Source organism: Maritimibacter fusiformis, assembly GCF_008086115.1.
GTDB lineage: Bacteria > Pseudomonadota > Alphaproteobacteria > Rhodobacterales > Rhodobacteraceae > Muriiphilus > Muriiphilus fusiformis.
Genome location: NZ_VSIY01000013.1, coordinates 298,127 through 319,266, shown reverse-complemented (window position 1 = coordinate 319,266; position 21,140 = coordinate 298,127). Strand labels below are relative to the sequence as shown.

General features: G+C 66.1%; 24 protein-coding genes and 1 tRNA gene. 11 read left to right on the top strand and 14 right to left on the bottom strand.

Translation table 11 applies throughout. The annotated features are described in order from the left end of the window. Window positions 1-4 precede the first annotated feature (4 nt). On the top strand, window positions 5-790 hold the full coding sequence (locus FVF75_RS13850; protein ID WP_148378987.1) for an amino acid ABC transporter ATP-binding protein: 786 nt from the start codon (window positions 5-7) through the stop codon (window positions 788-790). On the opposite strand, the gene FVF75_RS13845 is transcribed toward FVF75_RS13850, so the two are convergent. From FVF75_RS13845 to rpmH, 12 genes are all read right to left on the bottom strand, one after another. Next, complete coding sequence (locus tag FVF75_RS13845) at window positions 787-1,299, bottom strand: SixA phosphatase family protein (protein WP_148378986.1); 513 nt, start codon at window positions 1,297-1,299, stop codon at window positions 787-789. The genes FVF75_RS13850 and FVF75_RS13845 overlap by 4 nt on opposite strands. Continuing rightward, window positions 1,296-1,913 carry a ferredoxin gene (locus tag FVF75_RS13840; protein ID WP_148378984.1) on the bottom strand — a complete coding sequence of 206 codons (618 nt, stop codon included), beginning with the start codon at window positions 1,911-1,913 and terminating at the stop codon, window positions 1,296-1,298. The genes FVF75_RS13845 and FVF75_RS13840 overlap by 4 nt, the downstream gene beginning before the upstream one ends. Beyond that, on the bottom strand, window positions 1,913-2,776 hold the full coding sequence (gene argB, locus FVF75_RS13835) for an acetylglutamate kinase (protein WP_148378982.1): 864 nt from the start codon (window positions 2,774-2,776) through the stop codon (window positions 1,913-1,915). Before argB ends, FVF75_RS13840 begins: the two co-directional genes overlap by 1 nt. Window positions 2,777-2,824: 48 nt before the next feature. Beyond that, a complete protein-coding gene (yihA, locus tag FVF75_RS13830) occupies window positions 2,825-3,469 on the bottom strand; it encodes a ribosome biogenesis GTP-binding protein YihA/YsxC (RefSeq protein WP_148379106.1) in 645 nt (214 codons plus the stop codon). Window positions 3,470-3,509: 40 nt separating this feature from the next. Continuing rightward, window positions 3,510-5,333, bottom strand: a complete 1,824-nt coding sequence (gene yidC, locus FVF75_RS13825) for a membrane protein insertase YidC (protein ID WP_148379104.1) — start codon at window positions 5,331-5,333, stop codon at window positions 3,510-3,512. A gap of 165 nt (window positions 5,334-5,498) precedes the next feature. Continuing rightward, window positions 5,499-7,046 carry a putative bifunctional diguanylate cyclase/phosphodiesterase gene (locus tag FVF75_RS13820; protein WP_148378980.1) on the bottom strand — a complete coding sequence of 516 codons (1,548 nt, stop codon included), beginning with the start codon at window positions 7,044-7,046 and terminating at the stop codon, window positions 5,499-5,501. Window positions 7,047-7,114: 68 nt separating this feature from the next. Continuing rightward, window positions 7,115-7,972 (bottom strand): tRNA 2-thiocytidine(32) synthetase TtcA, encoded by an 858-nt coding sequence (ttcA, locus tag FVF75_RS13815; protein ID WP_148378978.1) that lies wholly within the window; start codon window positions 7,970-7,972, stop codon window positions 7,115-7,117. Window positions 7,973-8,044: 72 nt separating this feature from the next. Beyond that, complete coding sequence (locus FVF75_RS13810) at window positions 8,045-8,266, bottom strand: hypothetical protein (protein ID WP_148378976.1); 222 nt, start codon at window positions 8,264-8,266, stop codon at window positions 8,045-8,047. A gap of 317 nt (window positions 8,267-8,583) precedes the next feature. After that, window positions 8,584-8,832: a membrane protein insertion efficiency factor YidD gene (gene yidD, locus FVF75_RS13805; protein WP_148378974.1), complete on the bottom strand. Its 249-nt coding sequence runs from the start codon at window positions 8,830-8,832 to the stop codon at window positions 8,584-8,586. Between the two features lie 71 nt (window positions 8,833-8,903). After that, on the bottom strand, window positions 8,904-9,245 hold the full coding sequence (locus FVF75_RS13800) for a TusE/DsrC/DsvC family sulfur relay protein (protein ID WP_148378972.1): 342 nt from the start codon (window positions 9,243-9,245) through the stop codon (window positions 8,904-8,906). A gap of 80 nt (window positions 9,246-9,325) precedes the next feature. Further along, window positions 9,326-9,754, bottom strand: coding sequence for a ribonuclease P protein component (gene rnpA, locus FVF75_RS13795; protein WP_148378970.1), 429 nt, complete (start codon window positions 9,752-9,754; stop codon window positions 9,326-9,328). Window positions 9,755-9,777: 23 nt separating this feature from the next. Continuing rightward, window positions 9,778-9,912: a 50S ribosomal protein L34 gene (gene rpmH / locus FVF75_RS13790; RefSeq protein WP_012177012.1), complete on the bottom strand. Its 135-nt coding sequence runs from the start codon at window positions 9,910-9,912 to the stop codon at window positions 9,778-9,780. A gap of 242 nt (window positions 9,913-10,154) precedes the next feature. Here rpmH and FVF75_RS13785 point away from each other — a divergent pair, with 242 nt between their 5' ends. From FVF75_RS13785 to FVF75_RS13770, 4 genes are all read left to right on the top strand, one after another. Next, window positions 10,155-10,874 carry a TVP38/TMEM64 family protein gene (locus tag FVF75_RS13785; RefSeq protein ID WP_148378968.1) on the top strand — a complete coding sequence of 240 codons (720 nt, stop codon included), beginning with the start codon at window positions 10,155-10,157 and terminating at the stop codon, window positions 10,872-10,874. Next, complete coding sequence (locus tag FVF75_RS13780; RefSeq protein ID WP_148378966.1) at window positions 10,871-12,241, top strand: dihydrolipoyl dehydrogenase family protein; 1,371 nt, start codon at window positions 10,871-10,873, stop codon at window positions 12,239-12,241. The genes FVF75_RS13785 and FVF75_RS13780 overlap by 4 nt, the downstream gene beginning before the upstream one ends. 32 nt (window positions 12,242-12,273) lie before the next feature. Further along, on the top strand, window positions 12,274-13,683 hold the full coding sequence (locus FVF75_RS13775; RefSeq protein ID WP_148378964.1) for a sensor histidine kinase: 1,410 nt from the start codon (window positions 12,274-12,276) through the stop codon (window positions 13,681-13,683). Between the two features lie 54 nt (window positions 13,684-13,737). Then, a tRNA-Arg gene (locus tag FVF75_RS13770) sits at window positions 13,738-13,814 on the top strand. Between the two features lie 23 nt (window positions 13,815-13,837). Here FVF75_RS13770 and FVF75_RS13765 read toward each other — a convergent pair. Continuing rightward, window positions 13,838-14,308, bottom strand: a complete 471-nt coding sequence (locus FVF75_RS13765) for a MarR family winged helix-turn-helix transcriptional regulator (RefSeq protein ID WP_148378962.1) — start codon at window positions 14,306-14,308, stop codon at window positions 13,838-13,840. Window positions 14,309-14,580: 272 nt separating this feature from the next. Here FVF75_RS13765 and ectA point away from each other — a divergent pair, with 272 nt between their 5' ends. From ectA to FVF75_RS13745, 4 genes are read left to right on the top strand one after another with little or no spacing between them, the layout of a single operon-like run. After that, on the top strand, window positions 14,581-15,075 hold the full coding sequence (ectA, locus tag FVF75_RS13760; protein ID WP_246138092.1) for a diaminobutyrate acetyltransferase: 495 nt from the start codon (window positions 14,581-14,583) through the stop codon (window positions 15,073-15,075). A gap of 34 nt (window positions 15,076-15,109) precedes the next feature. Beyond that, window positions 15,110-16,399, top strand: a complete 1,290-nt coding sequence (ectB, locus tag FVF75_RS13755; protein WP_148378958.1) for a diaminobutyrate--2-oxoglutarate transaminase — start codon at window positions 15,110-15,112, stop codon at window positions 16,397-16,399. A gap of 4 nt (window positions 16,400-16,403) precedes the next feature. Then, the gene (locus FVF75_RS13750; protein WP_148378956.1) at window positions 16,404-16,796 is read left to right on the top strand and encodes an ectoine synthase; all 393 of its coding nucleotides are present in this window, start codon (window positions 16,404-16,406) and stop codon (window positions 16,794-16,796) included. A 33-nt stretch (window positions 16,797-16,829) separates the two neighbouring features. After that, the gene (locus tag FVF75_RS13745) at window positions 16,830-18,257 is read left to right on the top strand and encodes an aspartate kinase (RefSeq protein WP_148378953.1); all 1,428 of its coding nucleotides are present in this window, start codon (window positions 16,830-16,832) and stop codon (window positions 18,255-18,257) included. A gap of 90 nt (window positions 18,258-18,347) precedes the next feature. On the opposite strand, the gene FVF75_RS17615 is transcribed toward FVF75_RS13745, so the two are convergent. Further along, window positions 18,348-18,800, bottom strand: a complete 453-nt coding sequence (locus FVF75_RS17615) for a hypothetical protein (RefSeq protein WP_222861231.1) — start codon at window positions 18,798-18,800, stop codon at window positions 18,348-18,350. A 153-nt stretch (window positions 18,801-18,953) separates the two neighbouring features. On the opposite strand from FVF75_RS17615, the gene FVF75_RS17610 reads away from it, so the two are divergent. Together FVF75_RS17610 and FVF75_RS13735 are read left to right on the top strand one after the other, a co-directional pair. Then, the gene (locus FVF75_RS17610; RefSeq protein WP_187393081.1) at window positions 18,954-19,649 is read left to right on the top strand and encodes a hypothetical protein; all 696 of its coding nucleotides are present in this window, start codon (window positions 18,954-18,956) and stop codon (window positions 19,647-19,649) included. Beyond that, entirely contained in the window at window positions 19,646-21,139 is a 1,494-nt protein-coding gene (locus tag FVF75_RS13735; RefSeq protein ID WP_187393080.1) for an O-antigen ligase family protein, read from the top strand. The genes FVF75_RS17610 and FVF75_RS13735 overlap by 4 nt, the downstream gene beginning before the upstream one ends. The last annotated feature ends 1 nt before the right edge of the window (window position 21,140 follow it).

Here is a 21,140-nt window from a genome sequence, read left to right as displayed (position 1 = left end):
AACAATGGCACAAACGCAGACTGACCGCGAAATCGACCGGTCGCACATGCACGTGTCCGATCAGGTTGCGATCGAGATCACCGACATGAACAAGTGGTTCGGCAGCTTTCACGTGCTGCGCGACATCAACCTGACGGTCTACGAGGGCGAGCGGATCGTGATCTGCGGCCCCTCGGGCTCGGGCAAGTCGACGCTGATCCGCTGCATCAACCGGCTGGAGGAACACCAGACGGGGTCCATCGTGGTCGACGGGATCGAGCTGACCTCGGATCTCAAGAACGTCGACAAGGTGCGTTCCGAGGTCGGGATGGTGTTCCAGCATTTCAACCTGTTCCCGCATCTGACGGTGCTGGAAAACCTGACGCTGGCCCCGATCTGGGTGCGCAAGGTGCCGCGCAAGGAGGCCGAGGAAACGGCGATGCACTTCCTCGAGAAGGTCAAGATCCCGGAACAGGCGCGCAAGTTCCCCGGCCAGTTGTCGGGCGGGCAGCAGCAGCGGGTCGCCATCGCGCGCTCGCTCTGTATGAAGCCGCGGATCATGCTGTTCGACGAACCGACCTCGGCGCTTGACCCCGAGATGATCAAGGAGGTTCTCGACACCATGATCGAGCTGGCCGAAGAGGGCATGACCATGCTCTGCGTGACGCACGAGATGGGCTTTGCCGAGAAGGTCGCGAACCGGGTGATCTTCATGGACGCCGGCCAGATCGTCGAGCAGAACGAGCCGACCGAGTTCTTCAACAACCCGCAGTCGGAGCGGACCAAGCTGTTCCTCAGCCAGATTCTCTAACGGCCCGCAAGCAGGTCGCGCGGCACCACGAATGCGGTGATCCGCCCCGTGGTGTGCGCGATGTCGGCCCAGGTTCCGAGGTCGAACTCGAACACGGTGGTCGCGGCGGTCGGGTATTGCCAGAAGCGCGCATCCTCGGGCGGCGCGATGGCCAGGGCGCGTGCCAGGGACGCGGTGCCGGGGTTATGCGTGACCATCATCACCGTTGCCCCGGTCGCCTTGCGCAGCACCGCCAGCATCTGCGACGCGTCGGCAAGGTAAAGGTCATCGCGGAAAGTGGCCTCGGGCGGGGCGGGCAGTTGTGCGGCGATCCGCGCCCAGGTCTCGCGGGTGCGCGCCGCCGACGAGACCAGCGCCGAATCCGGCGCCTCGTTTCGGGATGCCAGCCATTTGCCGATGGCGTCCGCCGAGGCGCGGCCCCGGTCGTTCAGCGGGCGGTGGTGATCGTCCATCCGGGGGTCGTCCCAGGCGGATTTGGCGTGGCGGGTCAGGATCAGGCGCAGGGTCATTTCGGGTGAAACGCTTTCATGTGAAATCGGGATTGAGCCGGATCGCGGCCATAGGCGCGGCTGACCGGACAGGCCCGCCGCGCCGCGCAGCCCTTGTCGCGGCAGTCGTGCCCGGCGGGCGTGTCGAGAAAGGCGCGGCAGGCGGCGACGTCGTAGGCATCGGGTTTCAGCGCGTCGACCGGGCAGGCGGTGCGGCAGGGCTGGCCCTTGCAGGTGTCGCAGGGGCGGATGCCGGTTGCCAGATCAAGCCGGCCGGGCAACCGCACCGCGCCGCGAAAGCTCAGCCACAGGCCCTGGCGGTCATGCACCAGCAGCCCCACCGGCGACACCCAGGCCCGGCCTGACGCCAGAGCCCAGGTGATGAACGGCGGGTAAGGCGGCCCGTCCGAGGGAAACACCGCCGTGCCGCCCCAGTCCCGCGCCAGCGCCCAGATCAGCCGTTTCGACCAGCGGTCAAGCGGGTCGGGCGCCCCGTCGGCATACTCGGACGACGCGGTGAAGGCGGGCCAGAAACCGGGTTCGCGCGGGCCGAGCAGCAGAATCGTGTCATCGCCATCGGGGGCACCCCCGAGCAATTCGAGATCGACCCGCGCGGCGTCGGCGCCCGGGTCCATCAGCCTTTTCGGATGATCGAGCCGGCGCCGTGCTCGGTATAAAGCTCAAGCAGGCAGGCATTCGACGCGCGCCCGTCAAGGATCACCACGGCGCGCACCCCGGCGTCGATGGCCATCAGCGCGGTCTCGGTCTTGGGGATCATGCCGCCCGAGATCACGCCCTCGGCGGTCAGGTCCATGATCTGCTGCGAGGTCAATTCGGTCAGCACCGCGCCGGTGGCGTCCTTGACCCCCTCGACATCGGTCAGCAGCAACAGCCGATCAGCCTTGAGCGCGCCGGCAATCGCGCCGGCGGCGGTGTCGCCGTTCACATTGTAGGTCTCGCCTGACCGGCCCATGCCGATCGGCGCGATCACCGGGATCATCTCGGCCTCGAACAGCTTGGTCAGCACCGAGGGGTCCATCTCGGTCGGGGTGCCGACAAAGCCCAGGTCGGGATTGGTCTGGTCGCAGATCATCAGCCGTGCGTCCTTGCCGGACAGCCCGACCGCCTTTCCGCCAGCGTCGTTGATCGCCTGCACGATGCGCGCGTTGACGCGCCCGGCCAGCACCATCTCGACCACCTCGACGGTGGCGGCGTCGGTCACCCGCTTGCCGCCGACGAACTCGCTTTTGATGTCGAGCCGTTTCAGCATCTCGTTGATCATCGGTCCGCCGCCGTGCACCACCACCGGGTTCACGCCGACCTGGCGCATCAGCACGATGTCGCGGGCAAAGCTGGCCATCGCGTTGTCGTCGCCCATGGCGTTGCCGCCGAACTTGATGACCACCGTCGCGCCCTCGTAGCGCTGCAGGTAGGGCAGCGCCTCGTTCAGCGTGCGGGCGGTGGCGATCCAATCTCGGTTCATGGTCTGCTTTCTCATCGGCTGGTCCCCGGGATGCGCCGCAATGGTGTAACCAGCCGACTGCGGCTAGTCCAGCGCGGCGATGATGGCGCGCAGCGTCTCGATGCCATCGCCTTTTTCCGACGATGTCAGCACCAGTTCGGGGTAGGCGGCCGGATGTTTGGCCAGCGCCGTTCGCACCTGGGCCAGAACCGTGTCGCGGTCCTTGTCCTTGACCTTGTCGGCCTTGGTCAGCACCGCCTGGAAGGTCACCGCCGCGCGGTCGAGCAACGCCATGATCTCGTCGTCGACCGCCTTCACCCCGTGGCGGGCGTCGATCAGCACGAAGGCCCGGCGCAGGGTGGCACGCCCGGCGAGGTAGGACTTGAGCAGTCGTTGCCATTTCTCGACCACCGCCACCGGCGCATTGGCATAGCCATAGCCCGGCAGGTCGACCAGGTAGGGGCCGCCGGTGGTGGTGAAAAAGTTGATTTCCTGCGTCCGGCCCGGGGTGTTGGAGGCGCGCGCCAGCCCCTTGCGCCCGGTCAGCGCATTGATCAGCGAGGATTTCCCGACGTTCGAACGCCCGGCGAAACAGACCTCGGGCCGGTCGCCCGGCGGCAGGCCGTCCATCGCCACCACGCCCTTGAGAAACTCGGTCGGGGCCGCGAACAGAAGCCGCCCGGCCTCGCGCGCCGCGGCATCCGGCGGCTCGGCCAGCGGGAAGGGCATCGGCCCGCTCACTGGGTCACCCGGCGCGTCGCGAACGCGGTCACTTGGCGTCCTTTTCCTTGGGCTTTCGCTTGAAGGACTTGATGATGTTGCCGAAAACGTTCGGTTTGTGCCCGTGCAGGCGCATGATCGAATACTGCTGAATGAAGGTGAGCAGGTTGTTCGAGATCCAGTAAAGCACCAGGCCCGAGGCAAAGCGGCCCAGCATGAACATGAATACCCAGGGCATCCAGGCCATGATCGTTGCCTGGGTCTGGTCGGTGGGGGCCGGGTTCAGTTTCTGCTGCATCCACATCGAGATACCGAGCAGGATCGGCATCGCGCCGAGCGAGAAGAAGTAAAACCAGCTTTCCGGGCCGGGCGCGGCATAGGGCAGGAGGCCGAACAGGTTCAGGATCGAGCTTGGGTCAGGCGCGGACAGGTCCTGGATCCAGCCGATCCACGGCTGATGGCGCAATTCGAGGGTGACGAAGATCACCTTGTAGAGTGAAAAGAAGATCGGGATCTGCAAAAGCAGCGGCAGGCAGCCCGAGGCCGGGTTCACCTTTTCGCGCTTGTAGAGCTCCATGATCGCCTGTTGCTGCTTGGTCCGGTCGTCGCCGGCGTTTTCCTTGATCTTCTCCATCTCGGGCTGAAGCTCGCGCATCCTGGCCATCGAGATGTAGGATTTGCGCGCCAGCGGGAACAGGATCATCTTGATGATGACGGTCAGGCCGATGATCGCCCAGCCCATGTTGCCGATGAATCCGTGCAGCCAGTGCAGCACCGCGAACATCGGCTTGGTCAGGAAAAAGAACATCCCCCAGTCGATCGAATCGATGAACCGGTAGATGCCCAGGTCTTTCTCGTAATCGCGGATCGTGTCCCATTCCTTGGCCCCGGCGAACAGCATCGTCGTGGTTTCGGAACTGGCACCCGGGGCAAGCTCGACGGTCGGCAGGCGCACCTCGGTCTGGTAGATATCCGCACCCTGCACCCATTTCACCACGCTGGTGAACGGCTGGCCCGGCGCCGGGATCAGCGTTGTCATCCAGTAGTGATCGGTGAAGCCGATCCAGCCGTTCTGGCTGACCGGCACGGCTTCGGCATGGGCGGCCTCGCGCGGGTCGATGGCCAGATCCGCGGCGTCGTCGTAGTCGATTTCGGCGAGTTCGTTGTCGGCCTGGCGGATCACCCCTTCGTGGAGGATGAAGAACCCCATGAGATCGTCGGGTTCGCCGTGGCGCGCGATGATGCCGTAGGGCGCCAGGCGCTGGATCTCGTCGGAGCCGTTTTCGACCGATTGGGTGACCGAGAACATGAACTTGTCGTCGACGGCGATGGTGCGCCGGAAGGTCATGCCGCGGTCGTTGGTCCAGGCCAGGGTGATCGGGCTGTCCGGGGTCAGGGTTTCGCCTTCCACGAGTTCCCATTCGGTGGCCGCGCCGGGAACGTCGGCGGCCTCGAGCGCCCCGCCGGGGGCCCAGCCGTAGAGTGCGTAATAGGCGTGGTCGGTGCCCGCCGGCGTGAGCAGGGTGACGGTGTCGGACTTGGGGTCGATGGTTTCGCGGTAGGCTTTCAGGTGCAAGTCGTCGATCCGGCCGCCGATCAGCGACACCGAGCCGGCGAGGTCCGGGGTTTCGATCGGGATGCGCACGGTCTCGGCCAGGGCGGCGGCCCGGTCGTTCACCGGTGCGGCGGCCAATTCGCCGGCAACGGTGGGTGCCGTCGACGGGGTCGTCGCATCCCCGGGCGCGGTCGCGCCGGGGGCCGTGGCCTGCGGCGCCACTTCGGGTTCGGCCGGCGGAAACAGGATCATCCAGCCGGTGATCACCAGAAAGCTCAGCACCGTTGCCAGAAGGAGGTTCTTGTTCTGGTTTTCCATCGTGGCCCACCACGTCGTTTTCAGGTCACGGTGGTTCAACAGGCCACGGGCAGGAAGGTCAAGCGATTTTCCCTGTTTCGGTTCGGTCGGACGCGGGATGTCTGGGGGTTCGCGCCGGGGTTCGGGCCGTGTTCGATCTGTTTGTTCAGGGCTGGGACTGACGCGTCAGGCGGCGCCATGCGGGATTTGTGGTGGCCGCACAAGCTTTTGCCGGTGATCGCGGACCCAGGCGGCGACGTCTCCGGGCGGCATCGGTTTGGCGATCGAATAGCCCTGGACGTTGCGGCACCCCAATTGCGCAAGCATCGCGTGTTCGCCGTGCGACTCGACACCTTCGGCGACGGTGTCGAGGCCCAGTCGGTCGGCCATGGTCAGGATCGCGTCGACCATGTTCTGTTGGTCGCGGTCGGTGTCGACATGGGTGACGAAGGAGCGGTCGATCTTGATCCGGCTGACGGCGAAACGGCGGATGTTCGCGATCGAGGCATGTCCGGTTCCGAAATCGTCGAGGTCGATGCCGCACCCAAGCTGCGACAGGGCTGCGATGTTGCGGGTGATGGCGTCGTCGTCGGAGCGGGCGACGACATCCTCCAGCACCTCGAGTGTCAGGCGGTTCGGGGCGAGGTCGAAGCGGTCAAGCTCCCACCGGATCCGGTCGAACAGTTTCGGGTTCTGAAGTTCGTCGGATGACAGGTTCACCGCGACGGCGGGCACCTCGAGACCGGCGCGGTCCCATTCGCGGATGGCGGACAGGCTCTGGAACAGCATGATCTCGCCCAGACGCTCGAACAGCCCCGCCTCGGCGATGGCGGGCAGGAAGGCGCCGGGGGCAACCAGACCCTTGGCGGGGTGCTGCCAGCGGGCCAGCGCCTCGAGCCCCGAGAGGGCGCCGGTGTCGGTTGAAATCTGCGGCTGGAACCATGCCTGGATTTCGCCCGCCTCCAGCGCATGAACGACATCCTTGAGGATATTCTCCGGCAGTTCGACCCATGGCCGCATCCCCTTGGCGAAGGCCCGAACCGAGCCGGGGCCGGCGCGCCGCGCCTCGTCCAGCGCGCTTTCGGCGGCACCTACGAAGGCTTCGCCGGTTTGGGCCGCGACACGGGAGGGCAGGGCGAAGCCGACCGAGGCGGTCACCGCAACCCGGGCGGCGTCGACCATGATCGGCGCGGCGAAGGCGTCCTGCAAACGGGCCGACAGTTGCAGCATGGTTTCCAGGTCGACGCGCGGTGACTTGCCCAGCGCGATGCCGAACCTTGCCCGGCCCAGAGACGCGATGAAATCGGATTCGCGCAGCGTGTCGCGCAGGCGCACGGTTGCGGCGCGCAGGATCTTTTCAAGCCCTTCGGGGCCATAGGTGTCGCGCAATCGCGCGATATCGTCGATTTCGAGGGCAAGGCAGATTCGCAGGTCGCCGTCCGCCGTTGCCCCCGGCGTGAAGGCGGCGTCGACGTGGTGCACCAGCGCCTGCCGGTCGGGCAGGCCGGTGGTGCCGTCGCGCCGCCCGGGGCGGGTGTTTGGCCGCGTCACAAGGCCGGCGAAGGCCATCAGGGCCGGAAAGATCACCGCGACGGTCAGCAGGACGCCTTCGCCGCCGAACCAGTAGGCCCCCAACATGATCGCCGGCAGAAACGCGGCAAGCTGCGGGCCGACGAGCACGGTGCGCGCCGAGTTGCGCAGCGCGGCAAAGCTGGGTCTGGTCCTGTGCGCCATGCGCCCTCCAACCGGCAAGAGACGGGTGCCTACCGGAGCGACGCTAAACCATGGACGTCAAGCAAGGGTTAACGGGGCGAACTTTCCGCCGGATTGTCGGGCGCAGACGTGACTAGCCCCTGAAAATCAAACAGCTTCGGGTCGAGCAGATGCGACGGCCTCGTGTTCATCAGGGCGCGGAACATCTTTTGCCGCCGACCCGGGCTGCGGCGTTCCCATTCGTCGATCATCGCCTTGACCTGCTGGCGCTGCATCCCGTCCTGCGAGCCGCAGAGATCGCAGGGAATGATCGGGTAGTTCATCGCGATGGCAAAGCGCGCGCAATCGGCCTCGGCGACATGGGCGAGCGGGCGGTAGACGAAGAGATCGCCCTCTTCGTTGACCAGTTTCGGGGGCATCGTGGCCAGCCGCGAGCCGTGAAACAGGTTCATGAAGAAGGTCTCGAGAATATCGTCGCGGTGGTGGCCGAGCACCACGGCGCTGCACCCTTCCTCGCGCGCGATCCGATAGAGATTGCCGCGCCTCAGCCGCGAACACAGCGAGCAATAGGTGCGGCCCTCGGGCACCTTGTCCATCACGATGGAATAGGTGTCTTGGTATTCGATCCGGTGCGGCACCTGCATCCGTTCTAGAAACTCGGGCAGCACGGTCGCGGGAAAGCCCGGTTGGCCCTGGTCGAGGTTGACGGCGAGAAGCTCGACCGGCAACAGCCCGCGCCATTTCAGTTCGAAAAGCGCCGCCAGAAGCGTGTAGCTGTCCTTGCCGCCCGACAGCGCCACCATCCATTTCGCGCCGGGCTGGATCATGGCGTACTGGTCGATCGCCTCGCGCACGTTGCGCACGATCCGCTTGCGGAGTTTCTTGAACTCCGTGGTCGCGGGCGCGCCCTGAAACAGCGGGTGGATGTCGTCGGTTTCATCGAACATGGGCGCGGTTTACGCCGGGCGGGGCGGTCGGGCAAGCGGCATGATGCAAGGGGAAAGGGAGGGACACCCGCGTCAGCGGATGTCCCAGTAGCGTGGCGATTGCGCCTCGGGCGGCAGACCCAGGTCGCGCCGCAGGTGGTCGCCGAGGCCGTTCGGCACGCCGGGGCGGCGGCGGCGGGCGAACATCGCGGCGACAAGCGCGCGCAGGGTCGCCCAGGTTCCGTGGGCATCGAGTGCCCGGTCGAGCAGATGGCGGGCTGAAAGCTCCGCTGGCATGGGTTCAATACGGGTCATTGTTTCGCCCGGCAGATGCCGGGCCCCTGTCAAAAGAAATGGAGGATGCGCCGCGCGAATGGGCGCGGGCGGGACGTCATGTGTCTGAAAGGAAGCCCGAAAGGGCGTTGGCGCTTGGTGTCTAGGCGGTCTGGGTATGCAGACAGGCCCAGCCGAGGCCGAGGTTTCCGACACGGAGGTGCGCGGTGCTGGTGCTGGTCATCATGTCACGCCCTCCTTTGCTTGTGTGGGACGGCGCGTTTCTACCGTGCTGCGGGCATATGGCAAGAAAAACCTGCGACATCCCGCCGCAGCCGTGGCGGTTTCGCAACAGGATGTCAGGGCTTGTGGTCGTGCTCCGGGTCGGCGCCGGGCACCGGATCGTAGCCCGACCCGCCCATCGGGTGACAGGACAGGATGCGTTTGGCGGAGAGGTAGCCGCCCTTGAACGCCCCGTGCCGCTCCAGCGCCTCGAGCGTGTAGGCCGAACAGGTCGGCTGGTAGCGGCAGGAATGCCCCACCCAGGGGCTGAGAAGCAGCCGGTAGGCGCGCACGGGCAGGGCGAGGATATGGGCGAGCGGCGACATGGCAGGGATATAGGGTGCCACCGCAGGCGGGGCCAGAGGCGGGCGCGACGCGGTGCGCGCGCCCGCTGGCGTCAGTAGCCGCCCTTGCGCCGGCTTTCCGGCAGGCCGGCGATGCGCCCGCCCTGTTTCGACGGGTCGAGCGGGAACAGAGCATAGAGGTCGCCCTGCTTGATCTTCTCGCCCCATTCGTCGCTCATCGCCTTGATGATGGCGCGGGTGTTGGGCTGATTCTCGCGGTTGTCGAAATACTCGGACCGCAGATAGTTGATCACGTCCCAGTGCCGCTCGGTCAGCTCGCCGATGTCCTCGGCGGCGGCCATCGCACGGGCGAGGTCTTCGGACCAGTCGTCGTGATTGACCAGATAGCCGCTATCGGTGGTCTCAATGGTCTTGCCGTTGAGTTCAAGTGCCATGCGCAGTCCTCCCTAACCGGTCGATGGTCTGAATATGCAAATATAGCGATAAACGATTTTCATGGAACGCGCCGCCGCGGTCAAGTGCCTTTGTGCGGCTTTCGCGGCGCATGCACCTTGGCGATGGCGCGCTCAAGGTCGTGCTGCATAGCGGCAAAGTCGCGGCTGACGGTCTCGCCGGCGCGTGCCACCAGCACGTAATCCCAGCCGGGCTGGCCGTGGCCGGGCAGGGCGGCGCGGGCAAGCGCCCTGAGCCTGCGCTTGGCGCGGTTGCGCGCGACCGCGTTGCCGACTTTCTTCGAGGCGGTAAAGCCGACCCGGATCGCGGCGCTGTCATCGTGCCGGTCGCGGGCCTGGAGCAGAAACGCCGGCATCGGCTGCTTGCGCGCCCGGGCGGCGGCAAGGAAATCCGCGCGTTTCCTGATGGTCTCGAGACAAACGGAAACCGCCGGGGGCCTGTCCTCATGCCCGGCGCTGTTGCCGTTCATGGGGGCCTCCGGCGGTTTCATACCGATTGGGCTGGCCTGCGCGCTTACGCGCTCAGCGACTTGCGGCCCCGGGCGCGACGCGCGTTCAGGATCTTGCGGCCGGCCTTGGTCGCCATGCGCGCACGAAAGCCGTGACGGCGCTTGCGGACCAGATTCGATGGTTGAAAGGTGCGTTTCATCGCCCGTCTCCGTGGTTTTCATCGCAGCCCGAGAACCCCGGTGGATTCGGGGGCCGTTACATTCGAAGCCCGTCCTATAGGCGGGTGCGGACGGCAAGTCAAACCCGGATGCGGGATTTTCCGTCCCTGTTCTGCCAGCCGGTCCGCCGGTTGTAACAAAACGTCCCGCCGGATCAATCGGGCGTGATGGGGGTGGGAATATGCCGCGCGGCCCCGCATGTTGACCGGCAAACGGAGATGACATGCAGGACAAGCCCCAAACCCTGGCGCGACGTGCGCCCTTCGTCGCGATCATGGTGATTGCGGTGCTTGGCCTCGTGTTCCTGCGCGACCGGCTGGGCTTCGATGCGCTGGCCGATCATCACGAGACGCTCCTGGCCTATCGCGATGCGAACATGGCCCTGACGATGCTGCTGTTCATGACCGCCTATGTGGCCATCGTGGCGTTCTCGCTGCCCGGCGCGACGGTTGCGACGCTGACCGGCGGCTTTCTGTTCGGGCTGTTTCCCGGGGCGTTGATCAACGCCGCGGCGGCCACGATGGGCGCGATCCTGATCTTCAGCGCCGCGCGCAGCGGCTTTGGCGCCCAGCTTGCCGCGCGGATCGACACCGGCGAAGGCGCGGTCAGGCGGCTCAAGCGCGGGATCGACGACAATCAGTGGTCGGTGCTGTTCCTGATGCGGCTGGTGCCTGCGGTGCCGTTCTTCGTGGCCAACGTGGTGCCGGCCTTTCTGAACGTGCCGCTCTATCGGTTCGTCATCACCACGGCGCTGGGCATTCTGCCCGGGGCGCTGGTCTATACCTCGATCGGGGCGGGGCTGGGCGACGTGCTGGCGCGCGGCGAACGCCCCGACCTGGGCGTGCTGTTCGAGCCGCATATCCTGTGGCCCCTGATCGGCCTGATCGCCCTGGCCACGCTGCCGATCGCGCTCAAGCTCATGGGCCGCGAGGCCCGGGCATGAGCAAGGCCATCAAGACCGACATCTGCATCATCGGGGCGGGGTCCGGCGGGCTGTCGGTGGCCGCAGGCGCGGTCCAGATGGGCGCGCGGGTGGTGCTGATCGAAAAGGGCGCGATGGGCGGCGATTGCCTCAATACCGGCTGCGTGCCGTCCAAGGCGCTGCTGCATGCCGCCGCCACCGGCATGGGCTGGCGCGCGGCGCATGAGCATGTGCGCGAGACCATCGCCAGCATCGCGCCGCACGATTCGGTCGAGCGGTTCGAGGAACTGGGCGTTACCGTCATCAAGGGTGCGGCGCGCTTTTCCGGGCGGCGCAGCGTGACGGTCGGTGACACCGAAGTGCACGCCCGCCGGATCGTCATCGCCACCGGATCGGTGCCCTTCGTGCCGCCGATTCCAGGTATCGAGGACGTGCCCTACCTGACCAACGAAACCATTTTCGACCTGGCCCAGGCGCCCGGGCACCTGATCGTGCTGGGTGGCGGGCCGGTCGGGGTCGAAATGGCGCTGGCGCATCGCAGGCTCGGGGCCGAGGTGACGGTAATCGAGGCCGAACGCGCGCTGGGCCGGGAAGACCCCGAGGCGGCGGCGCTGGTGCTCGACGCGCTCCGGGCCGAGGGCGTCACAATCGAAGAAGGGGCCAAGGCGGTGCGCCTGCGCAAACTCGATGACGGCGTCGAACTGGTGACGCAGGACGGGCGGGTCATCACCGGCTCGCACCTCATGGTCGCGGTCGGGCGCAAGGTGGTGACCGAGGGTCTGGACCTCGACAAGGCCGGGATCGAGACCACCGGCACAGGAATCAAGGTCAATGCCAGGCTGCGAACCACGAACCGCCGGGTCTTTGCCATCGGCGATGCGGCGGGCGGGCTGCAATTCACCCATCTGGCGGGCTACCATGCCGGGGTGATCATCCGCTCGATGCTGTTCGCGCTGCCCGCAAAGGCCACCACCGCCCATATCCCCCGCGCCACCTATACCGACCCCGAGCTTGCCCAGATCGGCCCGACCGAGGCCGAAGCGCGCGAGACCTATGGCGACCGGCTGACGGTTGCGCGGATCGGCTTTGCCGCCATCGACCGGGCCATCGCCACCGGGCGCGGCGCCGGGTTCATCAAGGTGATGGTGGTCAAGGGGCGGCCTGTCGGGGCCACCATCGTGGGGGCGGATGCGGGTGAGCACATCGGGCTCTGGTCGCTGGCCATCGCCTCGAAACTCAAGATGAGCGCGATCTCGGGCATGGTCGTGCCTTACCCGGTGATGTCGGAAATCAACAAACGCGCGGCTGGCACCTATTTCTCACCGCGCCTATTTGATAGTGCATCTGTGAAGCGTGTGGTTCGGGTGGTGCAAAAGCTCGTTCCGTGACGCGCAGCCACCGGGGCAGTCATGGGGCCGGCATGTTCAATTCGCTATCGGGCCGCTTTCTGATCCTGACCACCGCCTTCGTGATGCTGGCGGAGGTGCTGATCTTCGTGCCTTCGGTGGCGCGGTTTCGCGAAGACTACCTGCTCGACCGGCTGCAACGGGCGCAGATTGCGTCGCTGGTGCTTCTGGCCGACGACATGATCGACCCGGACCTCGAGGCCGAACTGCTGCGCAATGCCGATGTGTTCAACGTGGTTCTGCGCCGTGACGAGGCGCGCGAGTTGATGCTGTCCTCGCCAGTGCCGGGGCCGGTGGCGAATACCTATGACCTGCGCGATGCCTCGGCGCTGGTGCTGATCCGCGATGCGCTGTCGCGGATGCTGTCGTCGGGCGACTCGGTGATCCGGGTGATCGGCGATCCGGTGCGCGAGGGCGGTCTGGTGATCGAGGTCACGATGGAAAGCGCGCCGCTCCGGGTAGCGATGATCGACTATGGTTTGCGGATTTTCCTGCTGTCGCTGGTGATCTCGGTGATTACCGCGTCGCTTCTGTTCCTCGCCGTGCGCGTCCTCATGGTGCGCCCGATCAAGAGCGTGGTGGGGCATATGCAATCCTACAGCCAGGCGCCCGAGGATGCCCGCCGGGTGATCGAGCCGTCGTCCTCGGTGCGCGAGATTCGCGAGGCCGAGGTGGCGCTGCACGACCTGCAGACGCAACTGTCCGCCGCCCTGAAACAGAAAGAGCGTCTGGCCCAGCTTGGCGGCGCGGTGGCGCGCATCAGCCACGATCTGCGCAACATCCTGACCACGGCGCAACTGTTCGCGGACCGCGTGGAGATGAGCGAAGACCCCTCGGTCCAGCGCACGGTGCCCAAGCTGATCGGCTCGATCAACCGCGCGGTGAACCTGTGCGAATCGACGCTCGCCTTCGGGCGTGCCGAGGAACCTGCGCCGCGTCTGGCCCGTTTCAATCTGGCCGAAGTGGTGAACGACGTGGTCGAGAGCGAGCGGCTTGCGACCGGCGGCGAGGACATTTCCTTTGGCGAGGACATCCCCGCCAGCCTGACCCTGCGCGCCGACCCCGAACAGCTCTACCGCGTGCTTCGCAACCTGGTGCGCAATGCCCGTCAGGCCATCGTCGCCTCGGGCAAGGGCGGCGAGATCCTGGTGTCGGCGGTCGAGGGCGTATCGGAATGGACCATCAAGGTCAGCGACACCGGCCCCGGCCTGCCACCGCGGGCGCAGGAGTTGCTGTTTCAGCCCTTCGCGGCGGGCGGCCGCAAGAAGGGCGGCTCCGGGCTGGGGCTGGCGATTGCCTCCGACCTGGTGCGCGGCCACGGCGGGCGGCTCGACCTGGTCTCGACCGGCCCCGAGGGCACGGTCTTTGCCGTCCACCTGCCCAAAGGGCTGGACGTGGCGGCAGAAGCGACGACCGAAGAATAGCGGGATTTGCCCCTTGCAATGCCCGGTCGGGGCCGTTAATTCCCACCTGTCCGCGCGCTGGTAGCTCAGTTGGATAGAGTACTTGACTACGAATCAAGGGGTCGGGGGTTCGAATCCTCCCCAGCGCGCCATTTTCCAGATTTGACCAGTCCACCTATTTGCGGATATCGCCCACGTCCAGCACCGGCGAGGCGTCGAGGCTTTCGGCGTCCAGCATCGCGGCGACACGTTCCAGCGATGAGATCAGTTGCGCCTGTTCCCAGTCCTCGAGCTTGCCGAATTCGCGCACATAGCGCTGTTGCAGCGGGTCGGGAGCGTTGTCGATGGTGTCGCGACCAAGCGGAGACAGGACCACGTTGGTCTGGCGCCGGTCGGTCTCGGAGCGTTCGCGCGTCACCATGCCCTTGCTCACCAGCTTGTCGACCAGCGAGGTGATGGTGGCCAGCGACACGCCCATGCGGTTGGCGATGGTGGTGGGCGTGGTGCTGCCGGTCTCGGCCACGATCTGGAGCACGCGAAACTGCACCGGCGTGAGGCCGGCAGCGGTGGCCAGTTCGCGGCCATAAAGCTCGGTCGCCCGCAGGATGCGCCTGAGCGCGATCAGGCTGATGTCGATCCGGTCCATCGCGATCCCCCTTGTCCCCCCGTGTTTCGACAATCGCATGCGATCCCGGCCCCGTTCAATCCCAAAGCGGCGGGGCGGAAATGCCGCTTGCGCAAATCAATACATACAACAAAAGCTAAGCAAATTAGGCACAATAGAGCTAACATATGCTTATTGAACAGATTTTTACTTAGATACTTGAAATGAAATCATCGTTGTAATACTTAGTAAAGCGAACCAAGCAGGAGGCCGGTGGACCGATGTCGAAGCAAAAGCTCAAACCCCGAACGCAGATGCCCCGTTTGCGCAAGCCCGAAAAGCGGGACGGGGCCGCAATCTGGGAGTTGGTGCGCGCCTGCAAGCCGCTCGACGAGAACTCGATGTATTGCAACCTGATCCAGGCGGATCATTTTGCCGATACCTGCGTGGTGGCCGAGCTTGACGGCGATATCGTAGGCTGGATTTCCGGCCATATCGTGCCGGGCGAGAACACCGTGTTCGTCTGGCAGGTCGCGGTTTCGGAAAAGGCCCGCGGCATGGGCCTCGGGCGCGCGATGCTCGAGGAGTTGCTGGAGCGCGACGCTTGCGACGATGTCGAGCGCCTGCAGACCACGATCACCGAGGACAATGCCGCAAGCTGGGCGCTGTTTCGCAGTTTCGCCCGGTCGATGGGCGGCAAGCTCAGCGATGACCCGCACTATGAGCGCGAGGCGCATTTCGACGGCCACCACGACACCGAACACATGGTGACGATCACGCTGCCAGAGCCGCTGGCACGCGCCGCCTGATCCGCCACAATCCAATAAAACCGAAGGACACGCCATGACCGCTGACATGTCAGCCAACCAATCCGTATTCAAACGACGCGAGAGCGAGGCCCGCAGCTATTGCCGCGGCTTCGACACCGAGTTCGTCCGCGCCCAGGGGTCGGAAATGACCGACCGTGCCGGGCGCAGCTACATCGACTTTCTCGCCGGGTGTTCGTCGCTCAACTACGGCCACAACGACCCGGACATGAAAGCCGCGCTGATCGAGCACATCTCGGGCGACGGCGTCGCGATGGGTCTTGACCTGCACACCGACGCCAAGCGCGGGTTTCTCGAAGCGTTCGAGAAACACATCCTTGCCCCGCGCGGCATGGATCACCGCGTGATGTTCACCGGCCCGACCGGCGCCAATGCCGTCGAGGCGGCGATCAAGGTGGCGCGCAAGGTGACGGGGCGGTCGAACGTGATCGCCTTCACCAACGGCTTTCACGGCGTCACCCTCGGCGCGCTGGCCGCGACCGGCAATTCCTATCACCGGGGCGGCGCCTCGACCGAGCTTTCCGGTGTCACCCGGATGCCGTTCGATGGCTATTTCGGTGAAGGCACCGACACCGCCGAGTATCTCGACAAGATGCTGTCGGACCCCTCGGGCGGCATCGACGCGCCCGCCGCGATCATGTTCGAGACCGTGCAGGGCGAGGGCGGGCTGAATGCCGCGCGGCCCGAATGGGTCAAGCGCATGGCCGAGATCGCGAAAAAGCACGGCGCGCTCTTGATCATCGACGATATCCAGGCCGGGATCGGTCGGTCGGGCACGTTCTTTTCCTTCGAGGACATGGGCGTCACCCCCGACATCGTGACCCTGGCCAAGTCGATCTCGGGCTTCGGTCTGCCGATGGCGCTGATGCTGGTGCGGCCTGAGCACGACATTTTTGGCCCGGCCGAGCACAACGGCACCTTCCGGGGCAACACCCATGCCTTCGTGACCGCCCGTGTGGCGATCGAGAAGTTCTGGGCCGACGACGCGTTCCAGAAGTCGATCGCGCGCAAGGCCGACCTTTTGACCCGTGCGCTCGAGGAAATCGCCGGGCTGGTGCCGGGCGCCTTCCTCAAGGGGCGCGGCATGATGCAGGGCGTTGATGTCGGCTCGGGCGAGCTGGCCGGGCAGATCTGCGCGATGGCCTTCGACAAGGGCTTGATCGTCGAGACCTCGGGCAGCGAAGATCAGGTGGTGAAAATCCTCGCCCCGCTGACGACGCCGGAAGAGAGCTTTGTGAAAGGCCTCAACATCCTGCTCGACGCGGCGCGCGACGTGACCACCGAGCACAAGATCGCAGCGGAGTGACCCGATGATTGTCCGAGACCTGAACGAACTCAAGAACACCGACAAGGCCGTGTCGGATGCGAACTGGACCTCGGTCCGGATGCTTCTGGCCGACGACGGCATGGGGTTCTCGTTTCATATCACCTACCTCTACGCGGGGTCGGAGCATGTGTTCGAATACAAGAACCATTTCGAAAGCGTGTTCTGCATCAGTGGCAAGGGGTCGATCACCGATCACGCCACCGGCGAGACGCACGAGATCAAGCCGGGCGTCATGTATGCCCTGAACGAGCATGACCGCCACACGCTGCGCGCCGAGGACGAGCTGGTCATGGCCTGCGTCTTCAACCCGCCGGTGACCGGCACCGAGGTGCATCGCGAAGACGGCTCCTATGCGCCCGCCGAAGAACTTGCATGACAGAGGGTCCGGGCCAACACCCGGGCGGATCATTTGACACATAACAGACATACCGTCGAGAAAATCGGCGGCACCTCCATGAGCCGCCTGTCGGAGCTGCGCGATACCCTTCTCGCTGCTGAACGGGATGGCAGCCGCTACCGCCGGATCTTCGTGGTCTCGGCCTTCGGCGGCATCACCGACCTGCTGCTTGAGCACAAGAAATCCGGCATGCCGGGCGTCTATGCCTCGTTCGCCAACAATGAGGACGATCACGGCTGGCTCGATGCGCTCAGCAAGGTCGGCACCGCGATGGACGACGCACACCGCGCCGTGCTGGACCATCCCGGCGACCTGGCGGCGGCGGGCGATTTCGTGCGTGACCGGATCGAGGGCGCGCGGTCCTGCCTGTTCGACCTTCAGCGGTTGAATTCCTACGGCCATTTCCGCCTGACCGAGCAACTCCAGATCGTGCGCGAGCTGCTGTCAGGGCTGGGCGAGGCGCATTCCGCCTTCGTGGCCACGCTGATGTTGCAGCGGGCCGGGGTGAACGCGCGTTTCGTCGACCTGTCGGGCTGGCGCGACGAGGCTGATATCAGCCTCGACGACCGGATCACGACCGGGTTGGCCGATGTCGACCTGGAAACCGAGATGCCCATCGTCACCGGCTATGCCCAGTGCCGCGAAGGGCTGATGGGCGAGTTCGACCGGGGCTATTCCGAGGTGACGTTCTCGCGCATCGCCGCGCTGACCGAGGCGCGCGAGGCGATCATTCACAAGGAGTTCCACCTGTCTTCGGCCGACCCCAAGCTGGTGGGCGAGGTGGTGAAGCTGGGCCGCACCAACTACGACGTGGCCGACCAGTTGGCCAATCTCGGGATGGAGGCGATCCACCCCAAGGCCGCCAAGACGCTGCGCCGGGCCGAGATCCCCTTGCGCGTGACCAACGCCTTTGAGCCCGACGACCCCGGCACCCTGATCGACGACCGCCCCGCCGAGACGCCGGGGGTCGAGATCGTGACCGGCCTCGACGTCACCGCCATCGAGCTGTTCGAGCAGGACATGGTGGGGGTCAAGGGTTATGACACCGCCGTTCTGGAGGTTCTGACCCGCCACAAGGTGCGGATCGTGTCCAAGACCTCGAACGCCAATACCATCGTGCACTACGTCGAAACCTCGCTGAAGGCCGCACGCCGGGTCGAGCGCGATCTCAAGGAGCGTTTCCCCTCGGCCATGGTCACGCTGCGCAAACTGGCGCTGATATCGGCGGTCGGGCGCGACATGTCGCGGCTTGCCGTGCTCCGGCGCGGCCTCGAGGCGCTGGAACGCGCCGAGGTCGATGTCGTCGCGGCGATGCATGGGATGCGTGGCGTCGATGCTCAATTCCTGGTTGAGCGCGACGGCAAGGAGCCGGGCATCCGCGCGCTGCACGATGAACTGGTTTTGCCGCAACCGGCGGTCGCCCAACGCAAGGCCGCCTGATCGGCCTGCGCGGTCGATCCGGCGATATCGGAAATGAAAAAGGCCCGGGCACTCGGTGACCGGGCCTTTACATTCGCTCTGTGGAATGGATCAGATGCCGCTGGCGTCCTGTTCGGCGACCTGCACTTCCTCGTCGATCCGCTGGACCGCGGCAAGCGTCTGGGCCTGGGGCGGCAATTCTGCGATGACAAAGACTTGCAACTGACGCACCGCCGCGAGGCGCTGCGTCGGCGGCAGCAGCGCGGCGCCATTGAGGAATGCGGCGATCGCGGCGTCACAGGCCGCCGGATCGGCCAGACCGCCGCCGGCACCGGCAGCACAAGCCGCCTGCACGGCGCTCAGATCGAAGGTCTGCGCCGAGGCGGATTGAACCGAGCCGATCAGTCCCGCGGTTGCCATCGCCGACGCCAAGAGGATGTTACGCATGTCCATACCAGTTCCTGCAAAGGTGTTTGTTGCGGGCGGTATAGCACAGGAATCCCGGTGCCACAATTGCAGTGGACAACCGTAGCGATAGTTTGCCGAATCGTGTTCGATCTGCATCGCCACCCGCCTGTCGCGTGCAAAACAGGGGAAAACCGAGGCAAAAACCGCCTTCGTTGCATGGACAGGTCCCGGCGCATCGGGCAAAAGGCGGGCAGACGACGGACCGGGCGTCTTGAGGCGCCCCGTGGTCGGCGCGTATTGGAGTGATGAATGGCGGTTGCCCGCATCGGCTTTGCCCTGTTCGGCGTCCTGGTCGCGGCGCTGGCGTCGGTGATGGCGTTGACCGAATATCGCGCGTTCCTGCAATGGAGCCTGCCGACCGCGGACTTCGTGGCCAGCGCCGGGGACGCGCCGCTGGACATGCCGCCGGCCAAGTCGATCCGCACCGAAGATGAACAGATGTCCGCCTGTCTCTATGCGATCCAGTGGGTGCAGGTCTTTCCCGAGAGCGCGGCGCAGACCGAGGCCATCGTGAAGGGATGCCATGCCCGCGCGCGCGACATCCTCGACCGCTCCCCGACCCGCTCCATCGCCCATCTGGTCGTGGCTTTCGCCGCCGACCAGGAGGGCCGGCCCGACGCGGCCGTCGTGGCCCTGCGGCACTCGGCCGAGACCGGGTCGCAGAAGGGCTGGCTGGCCGCGGAACGGCTTGGTTTCGCGTTGTCGCTCGCGCGGCAACGACCGGACGGCGACCCGGGCCGGACCGCCATTCTCGATGCCGTGGCGCAGGATGTCGCGACCCTGGCCGGAGAGGCTTCGCTGACCGGATATGTCGCTGGCCAGTTCGTGCGGTTTCCCCAGTTTCAGGACTGGATGATCGCCCTGATCGAGGCCCAGCCACCCGAGGTGCAGCGCCGGTTCCTCGCGCGGGTGAGAACCGCCCGGCAAGCCATGGCCGGCTCATGATCGACTTCGACAAACCCCGTTCGGCGCAGGCCCAGGCGCGGGCTGAGGCACGCGCCGACGAGACCCGCCGCGCGGCCTTGCCCGACGACGCATTCGGGTTCGAGGAGATCCGTCTCGAGGGCGAAAACGGACAGGCGACCGGCGCGCTGGCGCGCCGGATCAACGACCGCGTCGGCGCCGTGCTGGTGGCGGTGGTGGTGCTCGCGGCCATTCCGCTGGCCTCGGCCCGCCCGGTGTTCTGGATGATCTGGGCGGCGGTGCTGGGGCTGATGCTGGCGGTCTACATGGTGACCGTCGCGCTGGTCGATCCCGCGCGCCCGATCAACAGCCTCAAGCTGAAAGCGGTGTTGTTGCCGGCGCTGGCGATGCCGCTGTTCGGGCTGGTGCAATACCTGGTCGGCGGGCCGCTGGCGCTGGACGATCTGCCCGGCGGGCTGCGCACCCCGGTCGGCACGCTGGCACCCGAAGCCACGTTCATGGCGGTGGTGCGGCTGTTCGGCCTGTTTGCCCTCTTCGTGCTGGTGCACGAGGTGTCGACCCGAGCGCGGCGCGTGACCGCGATGGCCTGGGGGCTGTTCGCCGGGGTCGCGCTGCACGCGGTCTGGGCGCTGATCGCGCTGGTGTTTCTCGACGACGTGGCGTTCTGGGGCGAAAAGACCGCCTATTTGGGCGTCGCCACCGGCACCTTCGTGAACCGCAATTCCTTTGCCAATTTCCTCGGCATGGGCCTTGGCCTTGGCGTCGCCCTGATCCTCGCGCGGGCCGCGAGGCCGCATCTGCGCATGCCCGGCGGGCGGACGCTGCTGAGCGAGCGCAACCTCGAAACTGCCGCGCTTTGGCTGGTGGCCGGGATCATCCTGATCGCGATGCTGGCCACGCAGTCGCGCATGGGCGTGGTGTCGGGTGGGATCGGGGCGCTGCTGGTCTATTTCGTGATGAAGCTCAAGCGTGACCACACCGTGCTTGCCGCCGCGACGCGCACGGCGGTGATCGCGCTGGCCGGGATCGTGGTCGGCTTCGGCGTATTCGGTCGGGGCCTGCTCGAACGCGGGCTGTTCACGGCAACCGAGGCGGTCAACCGGTCCGAGATCTACAAGCAGGTGATCGGCATGATCGCCGAGAGGCCGCTTGCGGGCACCGGGCTCGATACCTTCCAGCCGGCGTTCGAGATCGCCCAGCAACCGCCCGTAAGCGCCGCGCTGGTCTGGCGGCTGGCGCACAACAGCTATCTCACGCTCTGGTCCGAGATGGGCCTGATCGTCGGAACCCTGCCGCTGATCGCCGTCGCCGTGATCGCGGTCAAACTCGTCACCATCATCCGCCGCCGCCGGACGGACTACGCCGTGGCCGCCGCCGGGCTGGGCGTGATCGTCCAGCAGGCCCTGCACGCGACGGTGGATTTCAGCCTCGAAATCCAGGCCAACCTGATGCTGTTCATCGTCATCCTCGCGATGGGCCTCGGACGCCTGCGCCGCAAGGCCACCCGGTGAT